This is a genomic window from Pseudarthrobacter cremeus (genome assembly GCF_051857465.1).
In the GTDB taxonomy this organism is placed as follows: Bacteria; Actinomycetota; Actinomycetes; order Actinomycetales; family Micrococcaceae; genus Arthrobacter.
Map to the genome: position 1 here is coordinate 166,518 of NZ_JBPZHC010000006.1, position 22,869 is coordinate 189,386.

24 protein-coding genes and 3 tRNA genes are annotated in these 22,869 nt (G+C 65.4%); 19 read left to right on the forward strand and 8 right to left on the reverse strand.

What is annotated here, in order from left to right:
* Nucleotides 1-36 precede the first annotated feature (36 nt).
* From ACS5PJ_RS12910 to ACS5PJ_RS12925, 4 genes are all read right to left on the reverse strand, one after another.
* A complete protein-coding gene (locus ACS5PJ_RS12910) occupies nt 37-1,515 on the reverse strand; it encodes a C40 family peptidase (RefSeq protein WP_439435281.1) in 1,479 nt (492 codons plus the stop codon).
* Nucleotides 1,516-1,733: 218 nt separating this feature from the next.
* Complete coding sequence (locus tag ACS5PJ_RS12915; RefSeq protein WP_439435282.1) at nt 1,734-2,654, reverse strand: cation diffusion facilitator family transporter; 921 nt, start codon at nt 2,652-2,654, stop codon at nt 1,734-1,736.
* Nucleotides 2,655-2,664: 10 nt separating this feature from the next.
* Nucleotides 2,665-3,093, reverse strand: a complete 429-nt coding sequence (locus ACS5PJ_RS12920) for a metallopeptidase family protein (RefSeq protein WP_439435283.1) — start codon at nt 3,091-3,093, stop codon at nt 2,665-2,667.
* A gap of 39 nt (nt 3,094-3,132) precedes the next feature.
* Complete coding sequence (locus ACS5PJ_RS12925) at nt 3,133-4,113, reverse strand: DMT family transporter (RefSeq protein ID WP_439435284.1); 981 nt, start codon at nt 4,111-4,113, stop codon at nt 3,133-3,135.
* Nucleotides 4,114-4,239: 126 nt separating this feature from the next.
* On the opposite strand from ACS5PJ_RS12925, the gene ACS5PJ_RS12930 reads away from it, so the two are divergent.
* Nucleotides 4,240-4,923 carry a DsbA family protein gene (locus ACS5PJ_RS12930; protein ID WP_439435285.1) on the forward strand — a complete coding sequence of 228 codons (684 nt, stop codon included), beginning with the start codon at nt 4,240-4,242 and terminating at the stop codon, nt 4,921-4,923.
* 6 nt (nt 4,924-4,929) lie between these two features.
* Here ACS5PJ_RS12930 and ACS5PJ_RS12935 read toward each other — a convergent pair whose 3' ends face one another.
* On the reverse strand, nt 4,930-5,949 hold the full coding sequence (locus ACS5PJ_RS12935; RefSeq protein ID WP_439435286.1) for a PHP domain-containing protein: 1,020 nt from the start codon (nt 5,947-5,949) through the stop codon (nt 4,930-4,932).
* 167 nt (nt 5,950-6,116) lie between these two features.
* Between ACS5PJ_RS12935 and ACS5PJ_RS12940 the strand changes: the two genes are divergently transcribed.
* From ACS5PJ_RS12940 to ACS5PJ_RS12975, 8 genes are all read left to right on the forward strand, one after another.
* Nucleotides 6,117-6,189 (forward strand) — tRNA-Glu (locus tag ACS5PJ_RS12940).
* A 91-nt stretch (nt 6,190-6,280) separates the two neighbouring features.
* A tRNA-Asp gene (locus tag ACS5PJ_RS12945) sits at nt 6,281-6,354 on the forward strand.
* A gap of 48 nt (nt 6,355-6,402) precedes the next feature.
* Nucleotides 6,403-6,478: transfer RNA gene (locus ACS5PJ_RS12950), tRNA-Phe, on the forward strand.
* A 120-nt stretch (nt 6,479-6,598) separates the two neighbouring features.
* The gene (locus ACS5PJ_RS12955) at nt 6,599-7,081 is read left to right on the forward strand and encodes an Asp23/Gls24 family envelope stress response protein (RefSeq protein ID WP_439435287.1); all 483 of its coding nucleotides are present in this window, start codon (nt 6,599-6,601) and stop codon (nt 7,079-7,081) included.
* Nucleotides 7,078-7,269, forward strand: coding sequence for a DUF2273 domain-containing protein (locus ACS5PJ_RS12960; protein ID WP_108599379.1), 192 nt, complete (start codon nt 7,078-7,080; stop codon nt 7,267-7,269). The genes ACS5PJ_RS12955 and ACS5PJ_RS12960 overlap by 4 nt, the downstream gene beginning before the upstream one ends.
* Nucleotides 7,266-7,646 carry a hypothetical protein gene (locus ACS5PJ_RS12965; protein ID WP_439435288.1) on the forward strand — a complete coding sequence of 127 codons (381 nt, stop codon included), beginning with the start codon at nt 7,266-7,268 and terminating at the stop codon, nt 7,644-7,646. Before ACS5PJ_RS12960 ends, ACS5PJ_RS12965 begins: the two co-directional genes overlap by 4 nt.
* A complete protein-coding gene (locus tag ACS5PJ_RS12970) occupies nt 7,643-8,290 on the forward strand; it encodes a hypothetical protein (protein ID WP_439435289.1) in 648 nt (215 codons plus the stop codon). The genes ACS5PJ_RS12965 and ACS5PJ_RS12970 overlap by 4 nt, the downstream gene beginning before the upstream one ends.
* Entirely contained in the window at nt 8,287-8,898 is a 612-nt protein-coding gene (locus ACS5PJ_RS12975; RefSeq protein WP_439435290.1) for a hypothetical protein, read from the forward strand. The genes ACS5PJ_RS12970 and ACS5PJ_RS12975 overlap by 4 nt, the downstream gene beginning before the upstream one ends.
* A 26-nt stretch (nt 8,899-8,924) precedes the next feature.
* On the opposite strand, the gene ACS5PJ_RS12980 is transcribed toward ACS5PJ_RS12975, so the two are convergent.
* Nucleotides 8,925-10,760 carry a glycoside hydrolase family 13 protein gene (locus ACS5PJ_RS12980; protein ID WP_439435291.1) on the reverse strand — a complete coding sequence of 612 codons (1,836 nt, stop codon included), beginning with the start codon at nt 10,758-10,760 and terminating at the stop codon, nt 8,925-8,927.
* 127 nt (nt 10,761-10,887) lie between these two features.
* Here ACS5PJ_RS12980 and ACS5PJ_RS12985 point away from each other — a divergent pair, with 127 nt between their 5' ends.
* The 5 genes from ACS5PJ_RS12985 (at nt 10,888) to ACS5PJ_RS13005 (ending at nt 15,581) form a co-directional block, all read left to right on the forward strand.
* Entirely contained in the window at nt 10,888-12,180 is a 1,293-nt protein-coding gene (locus tag ACS5PJ_RS12985) for an ABC transporter substrate-binding protein (RefSeq protein WP_439435292.1), read from the forward strand.
* 7 nt (nt 12,181-12,187) lie between these two features.
* On the forward strand, nt 12,188-13,225 hold the full coding sequence (locus ACS5PJ_RS12990) for a carbohydrate ABC transporter permease (RefSeq protein ID WP_439435293.1): 1,038 nt from the start codon (nt 12,188-12,190) through the stop codon (nt 13,223-13,225).
* Nucleotides 13,222-14,118 carry a carbohydrate ABC transporter permease gene (locus tag ACS5PJ_RS12995; RefSeq protein WP_439435294.1) on the forward strand — a complete coding sequence of 299 codons (897 nt, stop codon included), beginning with the start codon at nt 13,222-13,224 and terminating at the stop codon, nt 14,116-14,118. The genes ACS5PJ_RS12990 and ACS5PJ_RS12995 overlap by 4 nt, the downstream gene beginning before the upstream one ends.
* Nucleotides 14,115-14,366: a hypothetical protein gene (locus ACS5PJ_RS13000; protein WP_439435295.1), complete on the forward strand. Its 252-nt coding sequence runs from the start codon at nt 14,115-14,117 to the stop codon at nt 14,364-14,366. Before ACS5PJ_RS12995 ends, ACS5PJ_RS13000 begins: the two co-directional genes overlap by 4 nt.
* A gap of 147 nt (nt 14,367-14,513) precedes the next feature.
* Entirely contained in the window at nt 14,514-15,581 is a 1,068-nt protein-coding gene (locus tag ACS5PJ_RS13005; protein WP_439435296.1) for a LacI family DNA-binding transcriptional regulator, read from the forward strand.
* A 56-nt stretch (nt 15,582-15,637) separates the two neighbouring features.
* On the opposite strand, the gene ACS5PJ_RS13010 is transcribed toward ACS5PJ_RS13005, so the two are convergent.
* Both ACS5PJ_RS13010 and ACS5PJ_RS13015 read right to left on the reverse strand, forming a co-directional pair.
* Nucleotides 15,638-16,648, reverse strand: coding sequence for a DUF8083 family protein (locus ACS5PJ_RS13010; protein WP_439435297.1), 1,011 nt, complete (start codon nt 16,646-16,648; stop codon nt 15,638-15,640).
* 34 nt (nt 16,649-16,682) lie between these two features.
* Nucleotides 16,683-17,489 (reverse strand): exodeoxyribonuclease III, encoded by an 807-nt coding sequence (locus ACS5PJ_RS13015; RefSeq protein ID WP_439435298.1) that lies wholly within the window; start codon nt 17,487-17,489, stop codon nt 16,683-16,685.
* A 277-nt stretch (nt 17,490-17,766) separates the two neighbouring features.
* Between ACS5PJ_RS13015 and ACS5PJ_RS13020 the strand changes: the two genes are divergently transcribed.
* Genes ACS5PJ_RS13020 through ACS5PJ_RS13040 form a run of 5 tightly spaced genes read left to right on the forward strand, consistent with a single transcriptional unit; the run spans nt 17,767 to nt 22,824 of the window.
* Nucleotides 17,767-19,266: a CoA-acylating methylmalonate-semialdehyde dehydrogenase gene (locus ACS5PJ_RS13020; RefSeq protein WP_439435299.1), complete on the forward strand. Its 1,500-nt coding sequence runs from the start codon at nt 17,767-17,769 to the stop codon at nt 19,264-19,266.
* Nucleotides 19,266-20,366: an enoyl-CoA hydratase/isomerase family protein gene (locus tag ACS5PJ_RS13025; RefSeq protein WP_439435300.1), complete on the forward strand. Its 1,101-nt coding sequence runs from the start codon at nt 19,266-19,268 to the stop codon at nt 20,364-20,366. The genes ACS5PJ_RS13020 and ACS5PJ_RS13025 overlap by 1 nt, the downstream gene beginning before the upstream one ends.
* On the forward strand, nt 20,359-21,330 hold the full coding sequence (gene mmsB / locus ACS5PJ_RS13030; RefSeq protein WP_439435301.1) for a 3-hydroxyisobutyrate dehydrogenase: 972 nt from the start codon (nt 20,359-20,361) through the stop codon (nt 21,328-21,330). The genes ACS5PJ_RS13025 and mmsB overlap by 8 nt, the downstream gene beginning before the upstream one ends.
* Nucleotides 21,327-22,103, forward strand: a complete 777-nt coding sequence (locus ACS5PJ_RS13035) for an enoyl-CoA hydratase (protein ID WP_439435302.1) — start codon at nt 21,327-21,329, stop codon at nt 22,101-22,103. Before mmsB ends, ACS5PJ_RS13035 begins: the two co-directional genes overlap by 4 nt.
* A 43-nt stretch (nt 22,104-22,146) precedes the next feature.
* On the forward strand, nt 22,147-22,824 hold the full coding sequence (locus tag ACS5PJ_RS13040; protein ID WP_439435303.1) for a DedA family protein: 678 nt from the start codon (nt 22,147-22,149) through the stop codon (nt 22,822-22,824).
* Nucleotides 22,825-22,869: the final 45 nt, after the last annotated feature.

Genomic DNA, 22,869 nt, shown 5'->3' on the forward strand with positions numbered 1-22,869 from the left:
TTCCGGTCAGTACCGGGCGGCTCAGTATCGGGCTGCTCAGTATCGAGCGGCGTAGGGGTGGAGCTGCATTCCGGCCATCCTGCTCAGCTGTGTGACGCCAATTCCTTCGTCCGGATTCAGTGCCTGTACCACCTGTCCGTTACCCAGGTAAATTGCGACGTGGTAGAACCCCGGAGCCGAACCCCACACCAGCAGGTCGCCGCGCTGGGCCTGCGAAAGAGGCACATGGACAGGTGCGGCCGCATACTGCTGCGCAGCTGTCCGGGGCAGGTACTTGCCCGCGGCAGCGAACGCTGTCTGCACCAGACCGGAGCAGTCAAAGCCGTAGGGGCCGGTACCGCCGTATTGGTAGAAGAACGGCGCGCCCACCTTGGACATGGCTACGGAGATCGCGGTCTCGTTCGACCCGCTGGGTGAGGGTGACGGTAGGGGAGCGGGCGCTGGAGCAGGTGCGGGCGCCGGTGCCGGCGCGGGTGCGGGAGCAGGGACAGGCGCAGGAGCCGGGGCAGGGACGGGGGCGGGAACCGGAGCCGGAGCCGGAGCCGGCGGAACTGCCGGTGCGGCGGGTGCGGCGGCGGTCCCCGTCCCCTGGCCGGAGTTGGGAGCAGCGCCAGGAAGTGCGGCAGAGGCACCTCCCGCAGGAGCAGTCCCGGGAGCAGTTCCATCCTCGCTGGACGTGGCCCTTTCCGCGGCTGCGGTAATGGCTGCCAGCCTGGCTTCTTCGCGCTGCCGGTCCAGCCCATCCACCCTGGCCGACTCCAGGGCGACGGTGGTGTTCCTCAGTTGCGCCAGTTGGTCCACCAGGACGGTCCGCTGCGCTTGCGCATCAGCCACGGCCTTCACCCGTGCGGCGTTGGCCTGTTCCGCGTCAGCCTTGCGGGCCTCGGCAGTGCGTGCGGCCTCGTCTGCGGCCCGGTTGGCGTCCTCGGCTGCGGCGGTCAGGGACCGCGCTGCGACAGCCGCCGTGTCCGCCGCTTCGAAGGCGCGGCTCCGGCTGGCCGAAATGGCTTCCAGCGTCGCGGCCTGCTGCAGGGCTTCGCCGTTGCCGCTGACGAAGGTGGTCAGGGTCGGGTTCAGTCCGCCGTTGCGGTAAAGGTCGCCTGCCAGTTGGCCCACCTGCTTGCGGGTCCTGTCCTGCAGGTCTGCTGCAGTTTTTGCCTTGGCGGTGGCAGCATCAGCTGCCAGCCGGCGGTCCTGCAGTTCCACCAAGGACTCACCGTAGGCGTTGTTTGCCTGCAACGTCAGGGCGAAGGTGGCCTGCTGGGCGTTCGCAGCATCGGCCAGGAGGCGTTCGATGGCGGTGACCTGGTCCGCAGTCGCGCTTTCACTGGACTTTGCAGCCGCGATGTCTTCCGCGGAGGGAACCTCCGGCGACGCCGGCCGCTGGCCGGCTGCGGCGGTGACACCGGTCAACTGGGAAACGGGGTCTGCCTGGGCGGGGAGTGCAAGGCTTCCGGACAGTACGACGGCGGCGCACAGTACGGCGGCGGTCAGGCCTGATCCAGTCAAACGCATTCGCAGAACCTCGCACGATAAGGCTGGGGAGCGAGGTTCGGTGGCGGCACAATAAGCCCCTCTACTGATCTCCCAGCAGTCCGAGGCTACGTGACGCCCTGCACTTTAGCAACACTGGTCACATCAATAACATAAACAACAAGAGTGTGATTCAGGCACATCCGCATCGGCGTGTCTGGAATGTGACGGGCCGCGGTGCCGCTGGCACCGCGGGGGCGTTACGCGTGCTGGCGCGACTCGTGTTCTGAATGGCTGGCGGGCTCCAGCTGGAAGGTGCAGTGCTCGGTGTCGAAATGGGAGCCGAGGCAGGTGGTGAGCTTGTCCAGCAGCTGGTCCGCGCCGCGGGCGTTCAAAACGCCGTCTTCCACCACCACATGTGCCGAAAAGACCGGCACTCCGGAGGTGATGGTCCAGATGTGGATGTCGTGGACATCCACCACGCCGTCAACGCTGAGGATGTGTTCGCGGATCATCTGCACCTCCACGCCCTTGGGGGTTGCCTCAAGCAGGACGTCCACCACATCGCGGAGCAGGTTCCAGGCCCGCGGCAGGATCATCAGGGCAATGAGCACCGAAGCGATGGTGTCGGCCGCCTGGTAGCCGGTGAACAGAATGACCACTGCAGCGATGATTACGGCGATGGAGCCCAGGAGGTCACCGAGTACTTCAAGGTACGCGCCGCGGACGTTCAGGCTGTCCTGGTGTGCCCCGCGCAGGATCAGCAGTGAGACCAGGTTGGCAACGGCGCCCAGGACCGCGGCGATGAGCATGATGTCGGTGTGAACCTCGGGCGCGTCACCAATTCGCCGGATCGCCTCCGTGAAGATGACCACCGAGATGACCACCAGGATCAGCGCGTTGGCCAGCGCGGCCAGGACTTCGGCCCGCTGGTAGCCGTAGGTGCGCTGGTCACTCGCCGGCCGGCCGGCGATCCATGCGGCCAAAAGCGCAATGGTCACCCCGGCAGCGTCGGAGAGCATGTGCCCGGCATCGGCAAGCAGTGCCAGCGATCCGGAGAACGCTGCACCCAGTACCTGTACGGCGACAACGGCGAGGGTGATGGCCAGGACGGCGACAAGCCGTTTGCGGTGACGGCCCGTTGCCGTGATCCCGTGGGTATGGCTGTGATCGTGTCCCATGCCTACAAGGCTAGTCCCAGCCGAGCTCGTGCAGCCGCTCGTCGTCGATGCCGAAGTGGTGGGCAACTTCGTGGACCACGGTGACGGCCACCTCGTGGATCACCTCGTCGCGTGAGGTGCAGATATCCAGGATGGGCTGCCGGAAGATGGTGATGCGGTCCGGAAGGGAACCGGCGTCCCACCAGGAATCCCGTTCAGTCAGCGGAACACCCTCGTAGAGGCCAAGAAGAACAGTGTCCGGGTCCTCGCCTGGAGACGGGATGTAGTCGTCCTGGACAAATACCGCCACGTTGTCCATGACGGCGGCAAGCTTGGCGGGGATCCGGCCCAGGGCGTCGGTGACGGCGGATTCAAAGTCGTCGTCCGACATCTCAAAGGGAATCGGCTCCTGGGGCCCATCCGGGATGATGGGCAGTCCGGGCGGCAGGTTGGCGGGCATGACCTGACTTTAGCGCGATCCGCGGATCCACCGCTGTGCCTACGGTATCCGGGCCACCCGGGTCCTGCGGCGGGTCAGTCCCACACCCACCAGGCAGACCACGCCGCCCACCAGGCCCCAGATGGAGGGGACTTCGCTGAGCAGCAGCCAGGAGATGAGGATGGTGGTGCCCGGCACCAGATACGTTGTGGCGGCCAGTTTTCCTGCGTCGATCAAGGACAGTGCGTAGGCCCAGGTAGTGAAGGCGATGGCGGTGGGAAAGACGCCCAGATACACCAGGCCCAGGGTCGCGGGCAGCGGGGCGGCCTGCAGTTCGGACACAAGCTGCCCGGTGAAGGGCAGGCAGCAGAGCGCACCCACCATGATCCCGAACCACGTGGCCTGGCCGGCCGGGAACTTCCGCAGCACCGGCTTCTGGATAATGACGCTGACGGCGGCGAGCACGGCGGCAAGGAGGCACAGCAGCACACCCGCGACATCCGCCGTCGGACGTTCCCCCGAACCGGCGCCGGAGCCCGATCCAAGCGCGATCAGCGCGACGCCGCCGAACGCCACCAGGCTGCCGATCAGCAGCCACCGGGGGAAGCCCTCTTTGAGAAAGAAGCCGGCCATGATGGCAACAAGGATGGGGTTGACGTTGATCAGCAAGGCGGCGGCCCCGGCATCCAGCAAATGTTCCGCGGCGTTCAATGCCACGTTGTAGCCGCCGAACCACATCACGCCATAGCCGAGGATGGGCCACCACTCGCGGCCGCGGGGCAGGAGCCGGCTCTTGAACAGTTGCGGCAGCACCAGCGCACCGAGCACGACGGCGGCAACCGCCAGCCTGCCAAGGGTCAGGGGCCCCGGAGAAAAGGTGGGTCCGATGGCCCTGATTCCGACGAAGGCCGATGCCCAGAGCACGACCGTGACCAACACTGCGGCCACGCCGAGGGCGCTGCCGCCTCCGGCCGGTGCAGTAACGGTTGCGGGTGGGGCGGCGTCGGTACGGGGGTTTGACGCGGGGTGGGTTGAAGCCATGCTGCCAATCTAGCCCGGATGCTGCGCTGCGGGCTGGCGGAAATCAGCCACCTCTAGTCGAGTTCCTGCCAAAAGGGCGCGGCCTGGCATCCCGGCGAAATAAGTCCCTCCATGAGGATGCATTCCATGGCCTCAGCTTCCATTTCTTCCCCACGCGACACAGCCAGGCGCGCACGCCTTGTCCTCTGGATCCTGCTGGCCGTCCTCGTGGCAGTCGGGACCGCCTGGTACTTTGCGCTGACCCCGGCCAAGCCGTCCCAGGCGCCCGCGGTGGCAGGGGCGGAACAGCTCGTCCGCACGGAGAGCCACCGGCTGACATCCCCTGCAGTTGAAAAAGCGCAGCTTGTGCAGTTCCTGGACTTCGAATGCGAAGCCTGCCGCTCGATTCACCCCTTTGTGGAGGAGTTGAAACAGGAATTCGGCGACAGGATCACCTTCGTCACCCGCTACTTCCCGCTGTCCTCGCACCCAAACTCGGGCCAGGCCGCCCTGGCGGTTGAAGCAGCCGCACGGCCGGGCAGGTTTGAAGCGATGTCAGCCAGGATGTTTGAGACCCAGGAACAGTGGCATGGCAAAGCCGAGTCGCAGGCACCGCTGTTCAGGACCTTCGCCGGCGAACTCGGCCTGGACCTCGCCGCGTTCGACGCCGCCGTTGCCGACGGCAATACGAAGGAACGCATCCGGGCGGACATCACCGACGGCACTGCCCTCGGGGTGACGGGCACCCCAACGTTCTTCCTCAACGGCGAAAAGCTGACGCTGAGCACGAAGCAGGATTTCCGGCAGAAGCTCCTCGACGGCGTGAAGTAGCCCCGCTCAGGACTTTTTCGCCCACTCCAGGAGCCTGTCCAGGGGCCAGGTGGTGATGATCCGTTCGGCAGGGACGTTGTTCTTGGCGGCGCGGGCTGCCCCGTACTGGAGGAAATCGAGCTGCCCCGGCGCATGGGCGTCACTGTCGATGGAAAAGAGGCACCCGGCTTCCAGGGCGAGCTGGATCAGGCTGTCCGGCGGGTCCTGCCTTTCGGGGCGGGAGTTGATCTCCACCGCCACGTTGTGCTCGGCGCAGGCGGCAAACACCTTTTCAGCATCGAACTCGGACTGCGGCCGGGTCCCGCGCGATCCTTCCACCAGGCGGCCTGTGCAGTGGCCCAGCACATTGGTGTGCGGATCCCTGATGCCACCGAGCATCCGTTCGGTCATGGTGTCCCGGGCGGACCGCAGCTTGGAGTGGACGCTGGAGACCACAATGTCCAGCCGGTCCAGCATCTCCGGAGACTGATCGAGCTCACCGGACTCCAGGATGTCCACCTCGATTCCGGTCAGGAGCCGGAAGCCGTTTGCGGTGCTGCCGTTAAGGTCCGCCACCACGTCCAACTGCTCGGTCAGGCGCTCGGCGCTGAGGCCGTTGGCAACTGTCAGGTTGGGAGAGTGATCGGTGAGGGCAAGGTATTCGCGGCCCAGAAGCCTTGCGGCGTCAGCCATCAGGGGGATGGGCGAACCGCCGTCGGACCAGTCGCTGTGGCTGTGGAGATCGCCGCGAAGTGCGGCGTAGAGCCCGCCCCCCTCAGTCGTGAGCGGCTCGGCACTGCGCTCCCGCAGGTCCGCAAGGTATTCGGGCACCTCGCCATCCACCGCCTGGCGGACCACCTGGTAGGTCCTGTCGCCGATTCCCTTCATGCTTTTCAGCCTGCCGTCCCGCGCCCTGGCCGCGACTTCGGCAGGGTCGAGCCCGGCGATGATCCCGGCGGCCTTCCGGAAAGCCTGGACCTTGAACGTGGCAGCGCGTCCGCGCTCCAGCCAGAAAGCGATCTCGTTGAGCGCAGCGGCAGCATCCATGTGTCCATCTTCGCCTGTCCCGGCCACCGCATTCACGTGCAGGCAGGCCGATTTTGGATAATTCCTGCGGAGGCCCTATAGTTTTAGAGTCCAGTTCGGAGAAACTGCAAACGAAAAGACTGAGAGCCTCGGCTTGAAGCCTTTTATTTTGTGCCGAACGGGTTCTGGCCCCCATCGTCTAGCGGCCTAGGACACCGCCCTTTCACGGCGGCGGCACGGGTTCGAATCCCGTTGGGGGTACGCAAGGAACTGGTCAGGCAGGCAGTAAATGTCTGGTAGGCTGGAAGCCTTGAAAAAAGCGGTAGCGATACTGCGGAAGCAAGAAAAGCAAGGCCCTGTAGCGCAGTTGGTTAGCGCGCCGCCCTGTCACGGCGGAGGTCGCGGGTTCAAGTCCCGTCAGGGTCGCTCTGATTGTCGGAAGAGATTTCGGCTGTCATGGTGACTAGTCACCTAGGCTCTGTAGCTCAGTTGGTAGAGCGTTCGACTGAAAATCGAAAGGTCACCGGATCGACGCCGGTCGGAGCCACCACTGGGAAGCATCAGTTCTTCGGAACTGGTGCTTTTCTTCTTTAACCTCACTGCCCCCGGATTCCACCGCTGTGGCTGATCCACGGGATAGGGTGGGGATCAACAGAAGGGGGAGTGCCTGATGGAGTACCAGAATCCACAACCCGATGCGGGCGTCGAGAGCCAAATGGTTGCCACCCAACATGCTTCCAGTCCCGTGCCTGAACACGCACCTGGGGTTGGCCGCACAGTGATCGCCGAGACCGCCGTGGCAAAAGTCGCCGGCATAGCCGCCCGCGCTGTTCCGGGCGTCTATTCCCTGGGGTCGGTGCCGTCCCGGGCGCTCGGAGCCATCCGCGACGCCGTCGGCAGCTCCGACCACGCCGCCGGTGTCCGTGCGGAGGTCGGCGAGACCCAGGTGGCCGTGGACATCAGCCTGGTGGCCACCTACGGCACGCCCCTGCATTCCCTGGCCAACCAGGTCAGGGCCGCGGTCTATCGTGCCGTGGAAGAACTGGTGGGCCTGCAGGTCATCGAAGTCAATGTCGAAATAACCGACGTGTTCGTGGCGCCGCCGCCGAAGTCAGCTTCGCCCGCCGGCACAGAAAGGGAAGCCCTGCTGTGAATCTGACCGTTGTAGGCATCGCCGTGGGCGCCTTCGTGGCGTTTATGTCCTTCCAGTTCGGGTTGTGGGGCTTCCTTGTCGCCCTGCTCTTTATGGCCATCGGTGCCCTTCTGGGCCGCGCTGCGGAAGGGAAATTGGACCTTCGCGGCGTCTTGGATGCCATCATCGGCCGGCGCTCCTCGTCATGAGCGCATCCGCCCCTTCCCTTCAGGGTCAGGCCCTGAGCGGCCATAACCGCATCAGTACACAGGCGCTGACCAGCCTCGCCAAGGCAGCTGCCGCAGAGGCCCTGGGTGTGGACACACACGATGTCAGGGCGGACTGGGCGGACGACGCCGGTCTGCTGGCTCTGTCCCTGGTGTCGCCCATCAGGATCCCGCCACTGCCTGCAGTGGTCCGGGATGCAGGCAGGGTCGCCGCCTTCGGGGGATCAATCCTGGAGCGCACCGTCGCTGCCAAAGCCCGGATCCTGTCGACCGTCACGGCCCTGAGCGGAGCCCGTCTGAGCCGCGTGGACATCCGGATCAGCGGCGTCAAACCCATCGAGGGAGGCAGGGTCCTATGAGCCAGGGTTCACTCGGCGGGAAGCTGATGGACACCGCGGACGGCAACCCGGCGTCCGGGGAACGGAAGCCTGATATGCGCAGGATCCTCTACCGGGAGACCCATTCCTCCCGTGCGGCAGTGGCAACGGTCGCCGCAGTCCTGGTGATGGCAGCGGCGGCGTACGGCCTCTTGGAGTCCGGAGTGCACGCCATTGGGCAGCCCGCGTGGCTGATCGAACCCCAGCTGGCGGCGGAGCGCATTGTCGCCCTCCCGGCCGGCATCCCGCCCCTGCTGCTCGGTGCCAGCGGCGCCGTGGTGGCCATGGCCGGACTTTTCTTCCTGCTCAACGCTGTCCTGCCCGGCAGGCGCGCCCGGCATGTTCTGGACGGCATGGGGACTTCGGCTGCCGTGGTGGTGGATGACGAGGTCATCGCGTCCGCCCTGGCCCGCAGCGCCCGGCTCGCAGCCAACGTCACTCCTGAACAGGTGATGGTGGTCGTCTCCCAACGACAGGTCATCGTCAATGTCCGCCCCACCTCGGGAGTCCCCGTCGCCGAAACAGCTGTGCTGGCCGCAGTACAGGAAGAGGTCCGCGAGATGTCCCTGTTTCCGTTGCCGGAGGTCCGCGTCAACATCGCCACTGCCGGGGTGATCGGGGCATGAACAGCACCCCGTCAGTACTTAACCGGATCCTGATCGGGATCCTCGGACTGATCCTGCTCGCCGTGGGTTCCCTGCTGGTTGCGCTGGCCGCGGTGCCCTCGGTGGGGCCGTGGTGGCACACGTGGTCGCGGTCGGCCTGGGACGGCCTCAACCAGGCGTTCGACGACACCCGGTTTCCCGGCCGTCCCGAAAGCTGGCTATGGATCGTCATGGCCGTCGCCCTGCTGGTGCTGATCGGGCTCATGGTTGCCTGGATTGCGCAGCAAGGCAAGGGCCGGAGCGACGTTCTTGCCGCGGAGTTCGATCCCGGAACCGTGGCCGGGGACGTGCGGATCGCCGGCGGAGTGGCTGAACAGGCACTGAAGCATGCCCTTGCCGAGCGGCCGGACCTCGCCGGGGCCACAGTGGCCACCTACGACGTTCACGGCCGCCCGGCCCTGAAGATCCGGCTGCAGCCGCGTCAAGGCGTGGCCCCGCACCTTTTGGCGGCCGACGTCTCTGCCCTCGTGGACGCCTTGGACGAGGTGGTGGGGAAACGGATCCCGGCGGTTATCCACATCGGTGCCGGCGCCAGGACGCGGTTCAGCCGAGCCGAACGCGTGCGCTGACAGCACGCAGCGGATTCACCATGCCCTCACTTGGTCAGGAAGACCGTGCAGTCCGGCGGCACCTCGGTCACGGCGCCTGCTGCCACGGCTGTGCTTGTCATCGCGACGACATACCCGGTCGGGACCGGCACCGCGGTCCGCCCCAGATTGCTCAGGACCAGGACTTTCCGGTTGTGGAATGCCAGTACACCGAGACCCGGCTGATGGACATCGGCCCACCGGAAATCTCCGGATCCCAGCCCTTGGGCGGCCCGGAACGCCAGCGCAGAACGATATAGCTCCAGGGTGGATCCTTCGACGCCGTCCTGCCTGTCCACGGCGAGCTCCCGGAATGACCCGGGCTGGGGCAGCCAGGGTGCTGCCGGTTGGCGAGGGGCTGACCCCGCTGCGCCGCCGTCGTCCCCGCCCGGACTGAACGCCGCTGCAAAGCCGTAGCCGGGCTCCGAAGCCTTCCACGGCAATGGAACCCTGCAGCCGTCGCGGCCGATCTCCGCACCGTTGGTGCGGAAGAATGTGGGATCCTGACGCGCCTCGTCCGGGAGCGTGGTGTGCTCCGGGAGGCCGAGTTCCTCGCCCTGGTAAAGATACGCGGAGCCGGGGAGTGCCAAGGAGACCAGCGTGGCCGCGCGGGCACGCGCCAACCCCAGGGCTGCATCGGGCTGCTCGTCGTGTGCGCCGAGGCCCTTGGGGAACGTGGTCGGATCTTTCAGCCCGAACCGGGTGGTGTGCCTGACGGTGTCATGGTTGCTCAGCACCCAGGTGGACGGAGCCCCCACCGAGGCCGCGGCTTTCAGCGAGTCCTCGATGGCCTCGGCCATCCGCTCGGCGTCCCAGCCGGCCAGGAGGAAGTCGAAGTTGAAGGCCTGCTGCATTTCGTCCCGACGGACATAGCGGGCCAACCGTTCGGCCGGTTCAACCCAGGCTTCGGCAACCATCATGCGGTCGCCGTCGTACTCCGCCAGTACTTTGTGCCAGTCCCTGTAGATCTCATGAACGCCGTCCTGGTCAAAGAAGGGCGACGGCGGGTACAGCGGGGACACGGCGCGGTGCGGTTCCTGGGAGTCCGTGTGCGCGCCGGGGGCATCACCCGGCGGGGTATGCCGCCTGTCCGCCGTCTCAGCAGTGCCTTCCACCATGGCCGCCACGCCTTCCCAGTCCGGAAGGCCCGCCTCCTTGACCATGCCATGGGCAACGTCCACCCGGAACCCGTCAACGCCACGGTCCAGCCAGAAGCGGATCACGGCGCGCATTTCCTCCCGGACCTCGGCGTTTTCCCAGTTCAGGTCCGGTTGTTTGGTGTCGAACAGGTGGAGGTACCATTCGCCGGGGTTGCCGTCCTGTTCAGTGACACGGCTCCAGGCCGGTCCGCCGAAGATGGACTTCCAGTTGTTGGGGGCCAGGTTTCCGTCGCCGGACCCCGCGACTTCGTCCTTGCCCGGCCGGAACATATAGCGGTCGCGTTCCGCGCTGCCCGGGGCGGCGGCCAATGCCTGCCGGAACCACACATGCTCATCCGAGGTGTGGTTCGGTACGAGGTCCACAATGACCTTCAGGCCACGATCGTGAGCATTCTGCAACAATGCGTCGAAATCGGCCAGGGTACCGAACAGCGGATCGACCTGCCGGTAGTCCGCTACGTCGTAGCCGCCATCGGTCTGGGGCGACTTATAGAAGGGGGACAGCCAGATGGCATCCACGCCCAGCTGCTGAAGGTACGGCAAATGGGCTGCTATTCCGCGCAGATCACCCATTCCGTCCCCGTTGGCATCCGCGAAGGAGCGAGGGTAGACCTGATAGACAACAGCGCTTGCCCACCAGGAACCGATGCCGGAAGCGGGTGTGGGAACGGATGGGTGGGGCATTTGGTTCCTCTCAGGTAACGTTTTGATGTAAACGCTTGCATAAGCCGCAGCAACCTTACTAGTGTGATGGTCACCACATCAACCGCACTGTCGACTATCTTGTCACTCAGCGAGGAGCCTCAAGCATATGAAAACCCGAAAATTCCTAATCCCGGCAGCGACTGCCGGCGTCCTGGCACTGACGCTTTCGGCCTGTGCAGGCGGGGGCGGCGGCGGGACCACCGGCGGCGGCGGCGGAACTGACGCCGACGCAAACCTCGACGGCCGCGGGCCTATCACTTACGTGCAGGGCAAGGACAACAACAACGTTGTCCGGCCTTTCATTGAGAAGTGGAACGCCGCCCACCCGAACGAGAAGGTCACCTTCAAGGAGCAGACCGACAAGGCCGACCAACAGCACGATGACCTGGTGCAGCACTTCCAGGCGAAGCAGTCTGACTACGACGTCGTCAGCGTGGACGTCATTTGGACGGCCGAGTTCGCGGCCAAGGGCTGGCTGCAGCCGCTCAAGGACAAGATGGCCATCGATACCTCGAAGATGCTCAAGGCCCCGGTCGAAGCCGCGTCCTACAAGGGCACGCTGTACGCCGCACCCAAGGATTCCGATGGCGGCATTCTCTATTACCGCAAGGATCTTGTCCCCACGCCTCCCAAGACGTGGGACGAAATGATGGGCATGTGCTCCATCGCCAAGACCAACAACATCGGCTGCTACTCCGGCCAGTACAAGCAGTATGAAGGTTTGACTGTTAACGCCGCTGAAGCCATTAACTCCGCCGGTGGATCTGTCCTGAACAAGGACGGCAAGCCCAGCCTGAACACGCCTGAGGCCAAGGCCGGACTCGAAAACCTGGTCAAGGCGTACAAGGATGGCAACATTCCGCAGGAAGCCATCACTTTCCAGGAAGAGGAAAGCCGCCGCGCGTTCCAGTCCGGCAACCTGCTCTTCCACCGCAACTGGCCTTACATCTACAGCCTGATCACCACTGAAGGCTCCTCAGCTGTCAAGGACAAGTTCGGCATGGCACCCCTGCCGGGCAAGAGCGGCCCCGGCGCCTCCTCCCTCGGCGGCCACAGTGCAGCCATCAGCGTCTACTCCAAGAACAAGGCCACGGCCCTGGACTTCATCAAGTACATCGACAGCGAGGAGAACCAGAAGTTCTTCGCGAACCAGGCGTCCTTGGCCCCGGTTCTTGCGGCACTGTACGAGGACAAGGACCTGACCACCAAGCTGCCGTACCTGACGGTCCTGAAGGAGTCACTTGCCAACGCGGTGCCCCGCCCGGTCACTCCGTTCTACCCCGCCGTGACCAAGGCAGTCCAGGAGAACGCCTACGCTGCACTGAAGGGCGAAAAGTCTGCCGAGCAGGCACTGTCTGACATGCAGAAGTCCATCGAGTCTGCTGGCGCAGGATCGTAGTTTAGTCATGGCAACCGAATTAGGCCCGACGCCGGCAACCAAGCCGGCGCCGGGCGGGACCCCGGTCCACCACGCACCAAAGGGTGTGGGGGAGGACAACAAGATCCTCAGCCAGGGCAAGTGGGCTTCCTGGCTGCTGGCACCCACCATCATCGCCTTGGGCGTTGTGATCGTCTATCCGATCATCAGCGCCATCGTGATGTCCTTCCAGAAGGACGCCGGCCTGGACCCGGCCACGGGCCTCTTCACCGAAGGCGGCCCCGCGGGCATCCAGAACTATGTGAACTGGCTGGCGCAGCAGTGTGCTGCCCCGGGCGGCGGCACGGTGGCCTGTCCGCCGGGCACCCTCGGCGGTCAGTTCTGGTCCGCTACGAGCACCACGTTCATCTTCACGGTCATCACCGTGATCTTTGAGACGGTCCTCGGCTTCTGGATGGCCATGATCATGGCCCGCACCTTCAAGGGACGCAGTATTGTCCGGGCTGCCGTACTGGTGCCGTGGGCCATCCCCACCGCCGTTACCGCCCAGCTCTGGCTCTTCATGTTCGACTTCAACGGCATCATCAACAAGCTGTTTAACGTTTCCATCCTCTGGACCGGCAGTGAGTGGCCGGCCAAGTGGGCGGTCATCATCGCCGATACATGGAAGACCACGCCGTTCATGGCCCTCCTGATCCTCGCCGGGCTGCAGATGATCCCGGCAGAGGTCTACGAGGCAGCCAAAGTTGACGGAGCAACGGCCTGGCAGCGGTTCCGGATGATCACGTTGCCGCTGGTGAAACCGGCGCTTATGGTGGCTATCCTGTTCCGCACCCTGGATGCCCTGCGGATGTTCGACCTGCCGTACATCCTCACCGGCGGTGCCAACAACACCACCACGCTCTCGATCCTGGTTATTCAACAGGTCAGACAAGGGTTCAACGCGGCGGCGGCGCTCTCAACCATCACGTTCATCATCATCTTCTTGGTCGCTTTCATCTTCGTCCGGTTCCTGGGCGCAAATGTAGTAGAACAAAGCGGCGCCTCAGGTAAGGGGAAGAAATGACCACCTCGACAGCCTCCACGGAGCTGCGCGCCAAGCAGGACGCGGGACGTAAAACGGCCCAGAACCGCGAGAAGTGGGCGCAGGGCCGCACGTACATCAGTGCTGCTGTCATCCTGATCTGGTGCCTTGCCCCTGCTTATTGGATGGTGGTGACGGCGTTCCGCGAGGTCGGTTTCACGTACGACACCTCGGTCCTGCCGACCCATGTGACGATGGACAACTTCACCACCGCATTCGATACGTCCTTCGGCAACAGGTTCGGCCAGGCGCTGCTGAACAGCATCTTCATCGGCATCGTGGTGACGGCAGTGTCCCTGCTGATCGGCGTGTTTGCGGCCTATGCGCTGGCACGGCTGAACTTCAGGTTCAAGTTCCTGGTTCTGGGCTTCATCCTGGGAGCTTCGATGTTCCCCGGCGTTGCCCTCATCACCCCGCTCTTCCAGCTCTTCACCAACATCGGCTGGATGGGCACCTACCAGGCGCTGATCATCCCGAGCATCTCGTTTGTGCTTCCGCTGACTGTCTACACGCTGACATCCTTCTTCCGCGAAATGCCGTGGGAGCTCGAGGAATCAGCACGTGTTGACGGGTGTACCCAGGGGCAGGCGTTCCGGAGGGTCATCATGCCGCTGGCGGCGCCGGCCATCTTCACCACGGCCATCCTGGCGTTCATTTCCTCGTGGAATGAATTCCTTATTGCCAGCCAGCTGTCCAGCGACGCAACCCAGCCGGTTACCGTGGCCATCGCCAACTTTGCCGGTGCGCAGCCAAACCAGATTCCGTACACGGCCATTATGGCCGCCGGCACTATCGTCACCATTCCACTGGTGATCCTGGTGCTGGTCTTCCAGCGCAAGATTGTGGCCGGCCTCACGGCGGGTGCAGTCAAGTGACGAAGGGCGTTTCCCGCCCCCCGCAGTCCAAGGGGGCGGGAAACGGGCGCCGGTTGGTTCGTTCCGGTGAGGACTTCGACATCATTATTGGGTTCCTCGGCTTCTGGGCCGTGGTTCTGCTGGTGGTAACGGTGTGGATGGAAGTGACCGGCCAACCCGCGCTCTGGTGGGCGTTGGGGTTGTTGGCCACCCTTTTGGCAATCTACGGAATGGTCCGGCTGCGGCGGCGGCTTCCGGACCGGAGATAACGCAGTGTCAGCCGCGCAGCGGCAACCGCTGCGCGGCTGACACTGACCGGGCAGCCCGGACCAGAGACACGCGGTCAACGATCAGGGGCGTGGGGGTATCGCAAGGACGCCGTGCGGATATTGCATGAGCCCATAAGGGGGGACACGGTGGCACGTATAACTGAAAGGTCCCAGCGGGGCGGCCACAGCGGCGTCAGTATCGAAGACGTGGCAGCCGCGGCCGGAGTTTCAACGGCCACCGTGTCCAGGGCGGTTCGCGGGCTGCCGCGGGTTTCGCCCGCCACGCGCGAGAAAATCCTGGAAGTGGCGGGCGCCCTTGGTTATGTTGCTTCCTCTTCGGCATCAGGGCTGGCCACCGGCCGCACCAAGACCATCGGCGTGCTGGCGCCCTTCGTGAGCCGGTGGTTCTTTTCCAAGGCCATCGAGGGGGCTGACCGTGAACTCCATGCCCGCAACTACAACCTCTCGTTGTTCAACCTGGGCGGCCACGGCAGCCACCGGGAACGGCTCTTCAGCAAGACCATGGTGTACAAACAGATTGACGCGCTGCTGGTCCTCTGCATGGCCCTGACACACGAAGAGCTGGACCACCTTCAGAAGCTCGATATCCCGCTGGTGGTGGTGGGCGGGCACGTGGAAGAGTGCGCGTACATCGGCATTGATGACTACGCTGCTGCCTCCACGGCCGTCCAGCATTTAATCGATCTGGGCCACCGGGACATTGCCCTCCTGCACGGCGACGACGAGACAGACCTCAACTTCGATGTTCCCCGCGTGCGGATCCTCGCGTTCAAGGACGTGATGTCCGCCGCAGGCCTCCCCGCCCGGCGCGAATGGGACGAGGTGGGAGACTTCACGGTCCGCAGCGGCCAGGAGGCGTTCCGGCGCCTGTGGGCCCAGCGGGGTCCCAAGCCCACGGCCATGTTCTGCGCTTCTGACGAAATGGCCATGGGGGTAATTTTCGAGGCATCCCGGTTGGGGGTGCGGGTCCCGGAGGACCTGTCAGTGGTGGGGATCGATAACCACGACTTTGCCGACGCCGTGGGCCTGACCACCGTGGGCCAGCGCCCCGACGAACAGGCCGAGCTGGCCACCAAGATGCTCCTCGACGAATTGGACGGCATCGGCGGGGCAGTGCGCTCCGCCATCGCACCCCATCAGCTCATTGTGAGGCGTACGACGGCGCCGCCCCCTTCCCGGGGAACGGCAGCTTAGCGGCCGGTCCAGCGCCCAGGCTTTCGTGGGGCCGGCCACCGTTAACAGGGCAGCGCTCAGGAAGCGCGGGCCAGTTGCCTGATGGGAATCCAGCGGGAGGCAAGCCGGCGGTAGGCCGCTGCGGCGCCGGTCATGTCGCCTTCCGCCAGGCATTCGATGCCCAGCCTGATATCCATGGGCGACTCGTCCGGATAGACCTTGTCCGCCACCGCGCCGTAGTCCAGTTCCACCATGGACTGGACGTGGAACTGCTCCAGCCACTCGGTCAGCTGGGCCAGGTCATCGAGCATGTCAAGGTCCGGCGCGGCCAAAGCCAAGTGGGCCACCGCATAGCGTGCCCGCTCAATCGCCTCCGTGATCGGAGCCCAGACCCTGACGGTCAGGATACGTCCGCCGGATTCCACCACATCCTTGCGGTCGGTATCCATAAACAGCGAGAACCAGCTGAACGGGATACCCCACGTGGAGGCGCGGGTGTGTACCCGGATGGAACCGTCGCGGGCTTTGACCTGGTCAATCCGTTCCTGGTGCTTGTCGCGCTGTTCTTCCGGTATGAGCATTTCAGCCAGCGGCCCGTGAATGCCTTCCATCAGTGCATTAGCGGCCAGCCCGGCGCGAAGGACCAGCTGGCTGGGGCAATACAGCAGCACAGGCGGGCCCGCAGGCCCGCCCTCTGTTCCGGGTCCATCTCCGGCCCCGGAAGCGGAAGCCGAAACGGCGCCTGAGCCGGGACCGGCACCCGCGTGGGCACCGCCGCCCGGGGTGGCGTCAGCACCGTCGTCGGACGTTCCAGCCTGTGCTTCGCGCCCTGGCGGGACGCCGGGAACGGTGGTGACCCTGACCAGATCCGTGCGTCCGGTGGGAAACGGGTCCCCGCCGGAGCGGGTGATCCTGCCCAGTGATGCAAGGAGCTCGGCGTTTTCGACGGCCGCCCGGGAGGCTGTCCGCGCACCGGCGGCCCGGATGGCTTCCCGTTGTCCTTCCGGAAAAGCATCCAGGGGTTCGTAGACCCGCAGGGTGGAGGAGAAGGGCAGGCCGGCCTGGCCCCGGTAGAGATTTCCGGTCACTGCAGTCTCCTTTCCTGGGTCCACGTTGCGGCCATCAGTCGGCCAGGTCCACCAGCACGGGGGCGTGGTCGGAGGCGCCTTTGCCTTTGCGTTCCTCGCGGTCGATCGAGGCGCCGGTGACGCGGGCAGCCAGCGCGGGTGAGCCCAGGACGAAGTCGATCCGCATCCCCTCCTTCTTGGGGAAGCGGAGCTGTGTGTAGTCCCAATAGGTGTAGACGCCCGGCCCTGGGGTGTACTGGCGCGCCACATCGGTGAAGCCTGCCTCTTCAAAGGCGTGGAACGCCGCACGTTCCGGCGGGCTGACGTGCGTGTAGCCCTGGGTCAGGAACAGGTTAATGTCCCAGACGTCCTCGTCCAGCGGCGCGATGTTCCAGTCACCCATCAGGGCAACCTGCGCAGCGGGATCTGCCGCGACCAGGCTCTGGGCGTGATCTTTGAGGGACTCGAGCCATTTGAGCTTGTACGGCATGTGTTCGTCGTCGAGGGAGCGGCCGTTGGGCACGTAGAGGCTCCAGATCCGGACCCCGGCGCACGTTGCGGCCATGGCGCGGGCCTCCTGGACGGGGTCCTTGCCTGCCTTGCCGAACGGAGGCTGGTCCAGGAAAGTCCGTTCCACGTCTTCGAGGCCCACCCGGGAAGCGATGGCCACACCGTTCCATTGATCCACGCCGAAATGGGCCACTTCGTAGCCGAGGCGTTCGAACAGCTCCCACGGAAAGTTCTCGTCCTTGCACTTGGTCTCCTGGATGGCCAGGACATCGCAGTCGCTGCGCCGCAGCCAGGCCTCCACGCGGTCGGCGCGGGCACGGAGGGAGTTCACGTTCCAGGTAGCAATCTTCACAGTCCCTAACTTACCGAACTTGGGCGCCCGGCATAGCCGGTGGCGGGCGCCGCCCGGGCCGCTGCCGCCGAAACAGGGCATATTGGCGCGGACACGCCGTCAAATTGCGCCGCCGCGCTTAATGTCCGGCTCAAAGTGCCCGACGACGGCGCGGTGCCGGTACCAGCCACGACGACGGCTGTGCCACAACAGCAGCCGCGTCTGGAATTTAGTAGGAAGTCCGAGTATATTCGCTTGCAAAAGATGATCTGGATCACATGCGAAGGAGCATTCAGCCATGGTGCGCGAACTATCCCATTACGTCGGAGGCCAGCGGGTCGACGGGAACTCAGGCCGCTACAGCGACGTTTTCGATCCCTGCACAGGCCAGGTCCAGGCCCGGGTTCCCCTGGCCAGCCGGGAGGAAGTCCAGAACACGGTGGCCGCCGCGGAGAAGGCCCAGCTCGAGTGGGGCGCCATGAACCCCCAGCGCCGCGGCCGGATTCTGCTGAAGTTTGTTGATCTGGTCAATCAGAACCTGGACGAGTTGGCCACCTTGCTCTCCTCCGAGCACGGCAAGACGTTCGCGGATTCCAAGGGCGACATCCAGCGCGGCATCGAGGTGGTGGAGTTCGCGGCAGGCGCCCCGCATCTGCTCAAAGGCGAGTTCTCCACCGACGCCGGCCCGGGAATTGACATCCATTCCCTCCGGCAGCCGCTGGGCGTCGTCGCAGGCATTACGCCTTTCAACTTCCCTGCCATGATCCCGCTCTGGAAGTCCGGCCCGGCACTGGCGGCAGGCAACGCCTTCATCCTCAAGCCCTCCGAAAGGGACCCGTCGGTTCCCCTGCGGCTGGCCGAACTGTACTCCGAAGCGGGTGTCCCGGACGGCGTGTTCAACGTGGTCAACGGGGACAAGGAAGCCGTCGATGCGCTGCTTGAGGACCCGCGGGTCAAGGCGATCGGCTTTGTCGGCTCAACCCCCATCGCCCAGTACATCTACGCAACCGCCGCCGCGCACGGCAAACGCGCCCAGTGCTTCGGCGGCGCCAAGAACCACATGGTGATCATGCCCGACGCCGATCTGGACATGGCCGCCGACGCCCTGATCGGAGCCGGCTACGGTTCCGCCGGTGAACGCTGCATGGCCATTTCCGTGGCCGTACCCGTGGGGGAAGACACCGCCAACCGGCTGGCCGGCAAACTCCAGGACCGGATCAAGGGGCTCAAGGTGGGCCACAGCCTGGCCAAGGATTCCGACTTCGGCCCCGTGGTGGCCCCCAGCGCCAAGGAACGGATCGAGAGCTACATCCAGTCCGGCGTGGACCAGGGCGCCACCCTGCTGGCCGACGGGCGTGGACTTACGGTGGAAGGCTACGACGACGGCTTCTGGGTGGGTCCCACGCTGTTTGATCACGTCACCAAGGACATGAAGATCTACCAGGAGGAAATCTTCGGCCCTGTGCTGAGCATCCTCCGGGCGGCCGATTACGACGAGGCCCTCCGCTTGTGCAGCGAGCACGAGTTCGGCAACGGCGTCGCCATTTTCACGCGCGACGGCGATGCTGCCCGCGACTTCGCGAGCCGGGTGGAAGTAGGCATGGTGGGGATCAACGTGCCCATCCCCGTGCCGATCGCCTACTACACCTTCGGCGGCTGGAAGGCCTCCGGCTTCGGCGACCTCAACCAGCACGGCGCCGATGCGTTCCGCTTCTACACCAAGACCAAGACGGTCACCACGCGCTGGCCGTCCGGGATCCGCCAGGGCTCCAGCTTCGTCATGCCGGAAGGAAGCTGATGACTGTTACTCCGGAGAGTGCGGCGGCCCCGGAAAACGGTGCCGCTGAGGTGTTGTTCGCCCGCCGCGGCCACCTGGGCATCATCACACTGAACCGGCCCAAGGCGGTCAATGCGCTGACGTTCGGAATGGTGCGCGCCATGCTGGAGCAGCTCACCATCTGGGCGGACGACGACGGCGTGGCCACCGTCCTGGTCCAGGGCGCGGGGGAGCGGGGCCTCTGCGCTGGCGGGGACATCGTGGCGATCTACCGGGACCTGCTCACAGGAGGGACCCAAACTGCCGGCTTCTGGGCGGAAGAGTACCGCCTGAACTCCCTCATAGCCCGCTACCCCAAGCCCTACGTGGCGTTCATGGACGGGCTGGTGCTCGGCGGGGGCGTCGGAATATCGGCGCACGGCTCTTACCGGGTGGTCACCGAACGGACCCGGACGGGGATGCCGGAAACCACCATCGGCTTTGTACCCGACGTCGGCGGCACCTTTTTGCTCGCCAGGTCGCCGGGGGAGGCGGGAACCCATGCGGCGCTCACCGGGGCCCACCTCACGGGGGCGGATGCGCTTTTCCTGGGCCTGGCGGACCACTTCGTCCCAGCGGACAGCCTTCCGGGGCTGGCAGCCGCGCTCGAAAACGAAAGCGCGGAAGCCGCCGTCGTACGTTGTGCCCGGGCCTCGCCGCCCTCAGTGCTGGCGGGGCAGCGCGGGTGGATTGATGAAGCGTATGCCAGCGACGACGCCGAGGACATAGTCCGCAGGCTGCGCGACGTTGAGGGGGCGGCGATGGCGGCGGCGGAAGAGGCAGCGGACACCATTGAAGCCAAATCACCCACCGCCGTGAAAGTGGCGTTGGAGTCCCTGCGGAGGGCCAAAGACCTGACACTGGATGAGGCCCTGGCGCAGGAATACCGGGTGGGACTTCGGTTCCTGGCCGCGCCGGACTTCCGTGAAGGAATCCGGGCGCAGGTGGTGGACAAGGACCGCACGCCGCTCTGGAAACCGGCCACGCTGCACGAGGTGCGGCCGGCTGATGTTGACCGCTTCTTCGAGCCGCTCGGAGACCGGGAGTTAACCCTTCAGCCCAAGGAGACGGACCATGTCTGAGAACCCAGTTGTCGTCCCTGAAGATTCGGCTGGCGGGTCCGGGAAGCCTGCTGTTGCCTTCCTGGGCCTGGGCCACATGGGCGGGCCGATGGCGGTGAACCTGGTCAGGGCCGGCTATCCGGTGGCGGGTTACGACGTTGTGCCCGCCGCGCTCGAGGCCGCGGCCGCCCATGGCGTGGCGACGGTGCCCGATCCGTTGGCTGCCGTGGCCGGCGCCGGCGTAGTGCTCACCATGTTTCCCAGCGGCCGGCATGTGCTGGACGCCTACCGTGGCGTGGACGGGAAACCGGGGCTGCTGGAATCGGCCGCCCCGGGGACCATGTTCCTGGACTGCTCCACCATCAACGTGGACGAGGCCCGGGAGGCCGCGGCGCTCGCCGTCGGGGCGGGCCACCGGTCCGTTGATGCGCCTGTGTCCGGCGGGGTGGTAGGTGCTGAAGCGGGCACGCTGACCTTCATGGTGGGCGCCGAAGCGGAAGACTTCGAATCGGTGCGGCCGATGCTGGAGGCGATGGGCAAGCGGGTGGTCCACTGCGGCGGACACAGTGCCGGCCAGGCGGCGAAAATCTGCAACAACCTCATCCTGGGCGTCTCGATGATCGCCGTGAGCGAGGCGTTTGTGCTGGGCGAGAAGCTGGGCCTGACACACCAGGCGCTGTTCGACGTCGCCTCCGCGGCCTCCGGTCAATGCTGGGCGCTGACCACCAACTGTCCTGTTCCCGGCCCGGTCCCCACCAGCCCGGCGAACCGCGGCTACCAGCCGGGCTTTGCCGGGGCGCTGATGGCCAAGGACCTGCGGCTCGCGCTGAACGCTCTCGAAAGTACGGGCGTGGCAGCCCGCCTGGGGCCGCTCGCGTCGGAAATCTACGATACGTTTGCGGCTGAAGGCGGCGCTGACCGCGACTTCTCCGGAATCATCACGGACATCCGGGCGAAGTCGCACAATGACGGGAGTCCGGCATGACCGAGTACACGAACATCCTGGTGGAACAGCGCGGCAGGGTAGGCCTGGTCACGCTCAACAGGCCAGAGGCGCTCAACGCACTGGACCACGCCACCATGATCCAACTCGTGGCTGCAGTGTCCGCCATGGACGCTGATCCGGCTGTGGGAGCAGTGGTGATCACCGGTTCCGCCAAGGCCTTCGCCGCCGGAGCAGACATCAAGGAGATGGCAGCCCAGGGCTACATGGACATGTACGCCGCCGACTGGTTCCGCGGCTGGGAGGACTTCACGCGGCTCCGCATCCCCACCATCGCTGCAGTCTCCGGCTTCGCACTGGGCGGCGGCTGCGAACTGGCCATGATGTGCGATCTCATCATCGCCGGCGACAACGCCAAGTTCGGCCAGCCGGAGATCAACCTGGGCGTACTCCCCGGCATGGGCGGCTCGCAGCGCCTGACCCGTGCCGTGGGCAAGGCAAAGGCCATGGACATGATCCTCACCGGACGATTCATCGGCGCTGACGAGGCCGAACGCGCGGGCCTGGTCTCGCGTGTGGTGCCCGCAGCGGACGTCGTGGACGAGGCGCTCCAAGCCGCCGAGGTGATTGCGTCCAAATCCAAGCCGGTGGCCATGCTGGCCAAGGAAGCCGTGAACACCGCCTTCGAGCTCGGCCTGGCCCAGGGCGTCGTGTTTGAGCGCAGGCTCTTCCATTCACTTTTCGCCACCGAAGACCAGAAGGAAGGCATGGCCGCCTTCACGGAGAAGCGCCAGCCGGAGTTCAACCACCGCTGACCCAGTTAAGCTTCCAGCCAGGCGGGTGCTGTGTATACCTGGCGTGAACTACCTAGTGGAACGGGGACCTTTGGGACAGGCTGCAGCGGACACCGGAACAGCGGAAAACCTTGGCGGCCTCGTGGGAGTGGCGGCCCAGGCAATCGACAACCTCGGTGAATGGGGCGTAGGCGCGTTTACCCTGGCGGAAACCGTGGTCCCGCCCATCCCCAGCGAGGTGATCCTGCCGCTGGCCGGATACCTGGCGAAGCAGGGGTCCCTGAGCCTCTTTCTTCTCTTTGTCACCAGCACGCTGGGAGCCTACCTGGGAGCGTTGCTGCTGTACTGGCTGGGGTTCAGGCTCGGGCTGGAGCGATCCATTCGTGGCCTGTCCCGGCTTCCGCTGGTGGACCGCCAGGACTTTGAAGGCGCTGCAGGCTGGTTCGGGCGCCATGGCAGGTCCTCCATTTTCTTCGGCAGGCTGCTCCCGGGGGTCCGCAGCCTGATTTCCCTGCCGGCCGGCGCCGCCAAAATGCACCTGGGGACCTTCAGCCTCTTCACGTTGGGCGGAAGCGGCCTCTGGAACGGGACCCTGATCGGACTGGGATTCCTTCTGGGAAACCACTACCGGCTGATAGAGCAGTATTCGCGCTTCCTCAACTATGCCGTCTATGGAGCGCTGGCGTTGAGCGTGGCCTGGCTTGTGGTGCGGAGGATCCGGCGACGCAGGGCGCCGCGCTGAGCAACTGCGGCGCCGACCAACAGGCGCGCTGAGCAACCGCGGCGT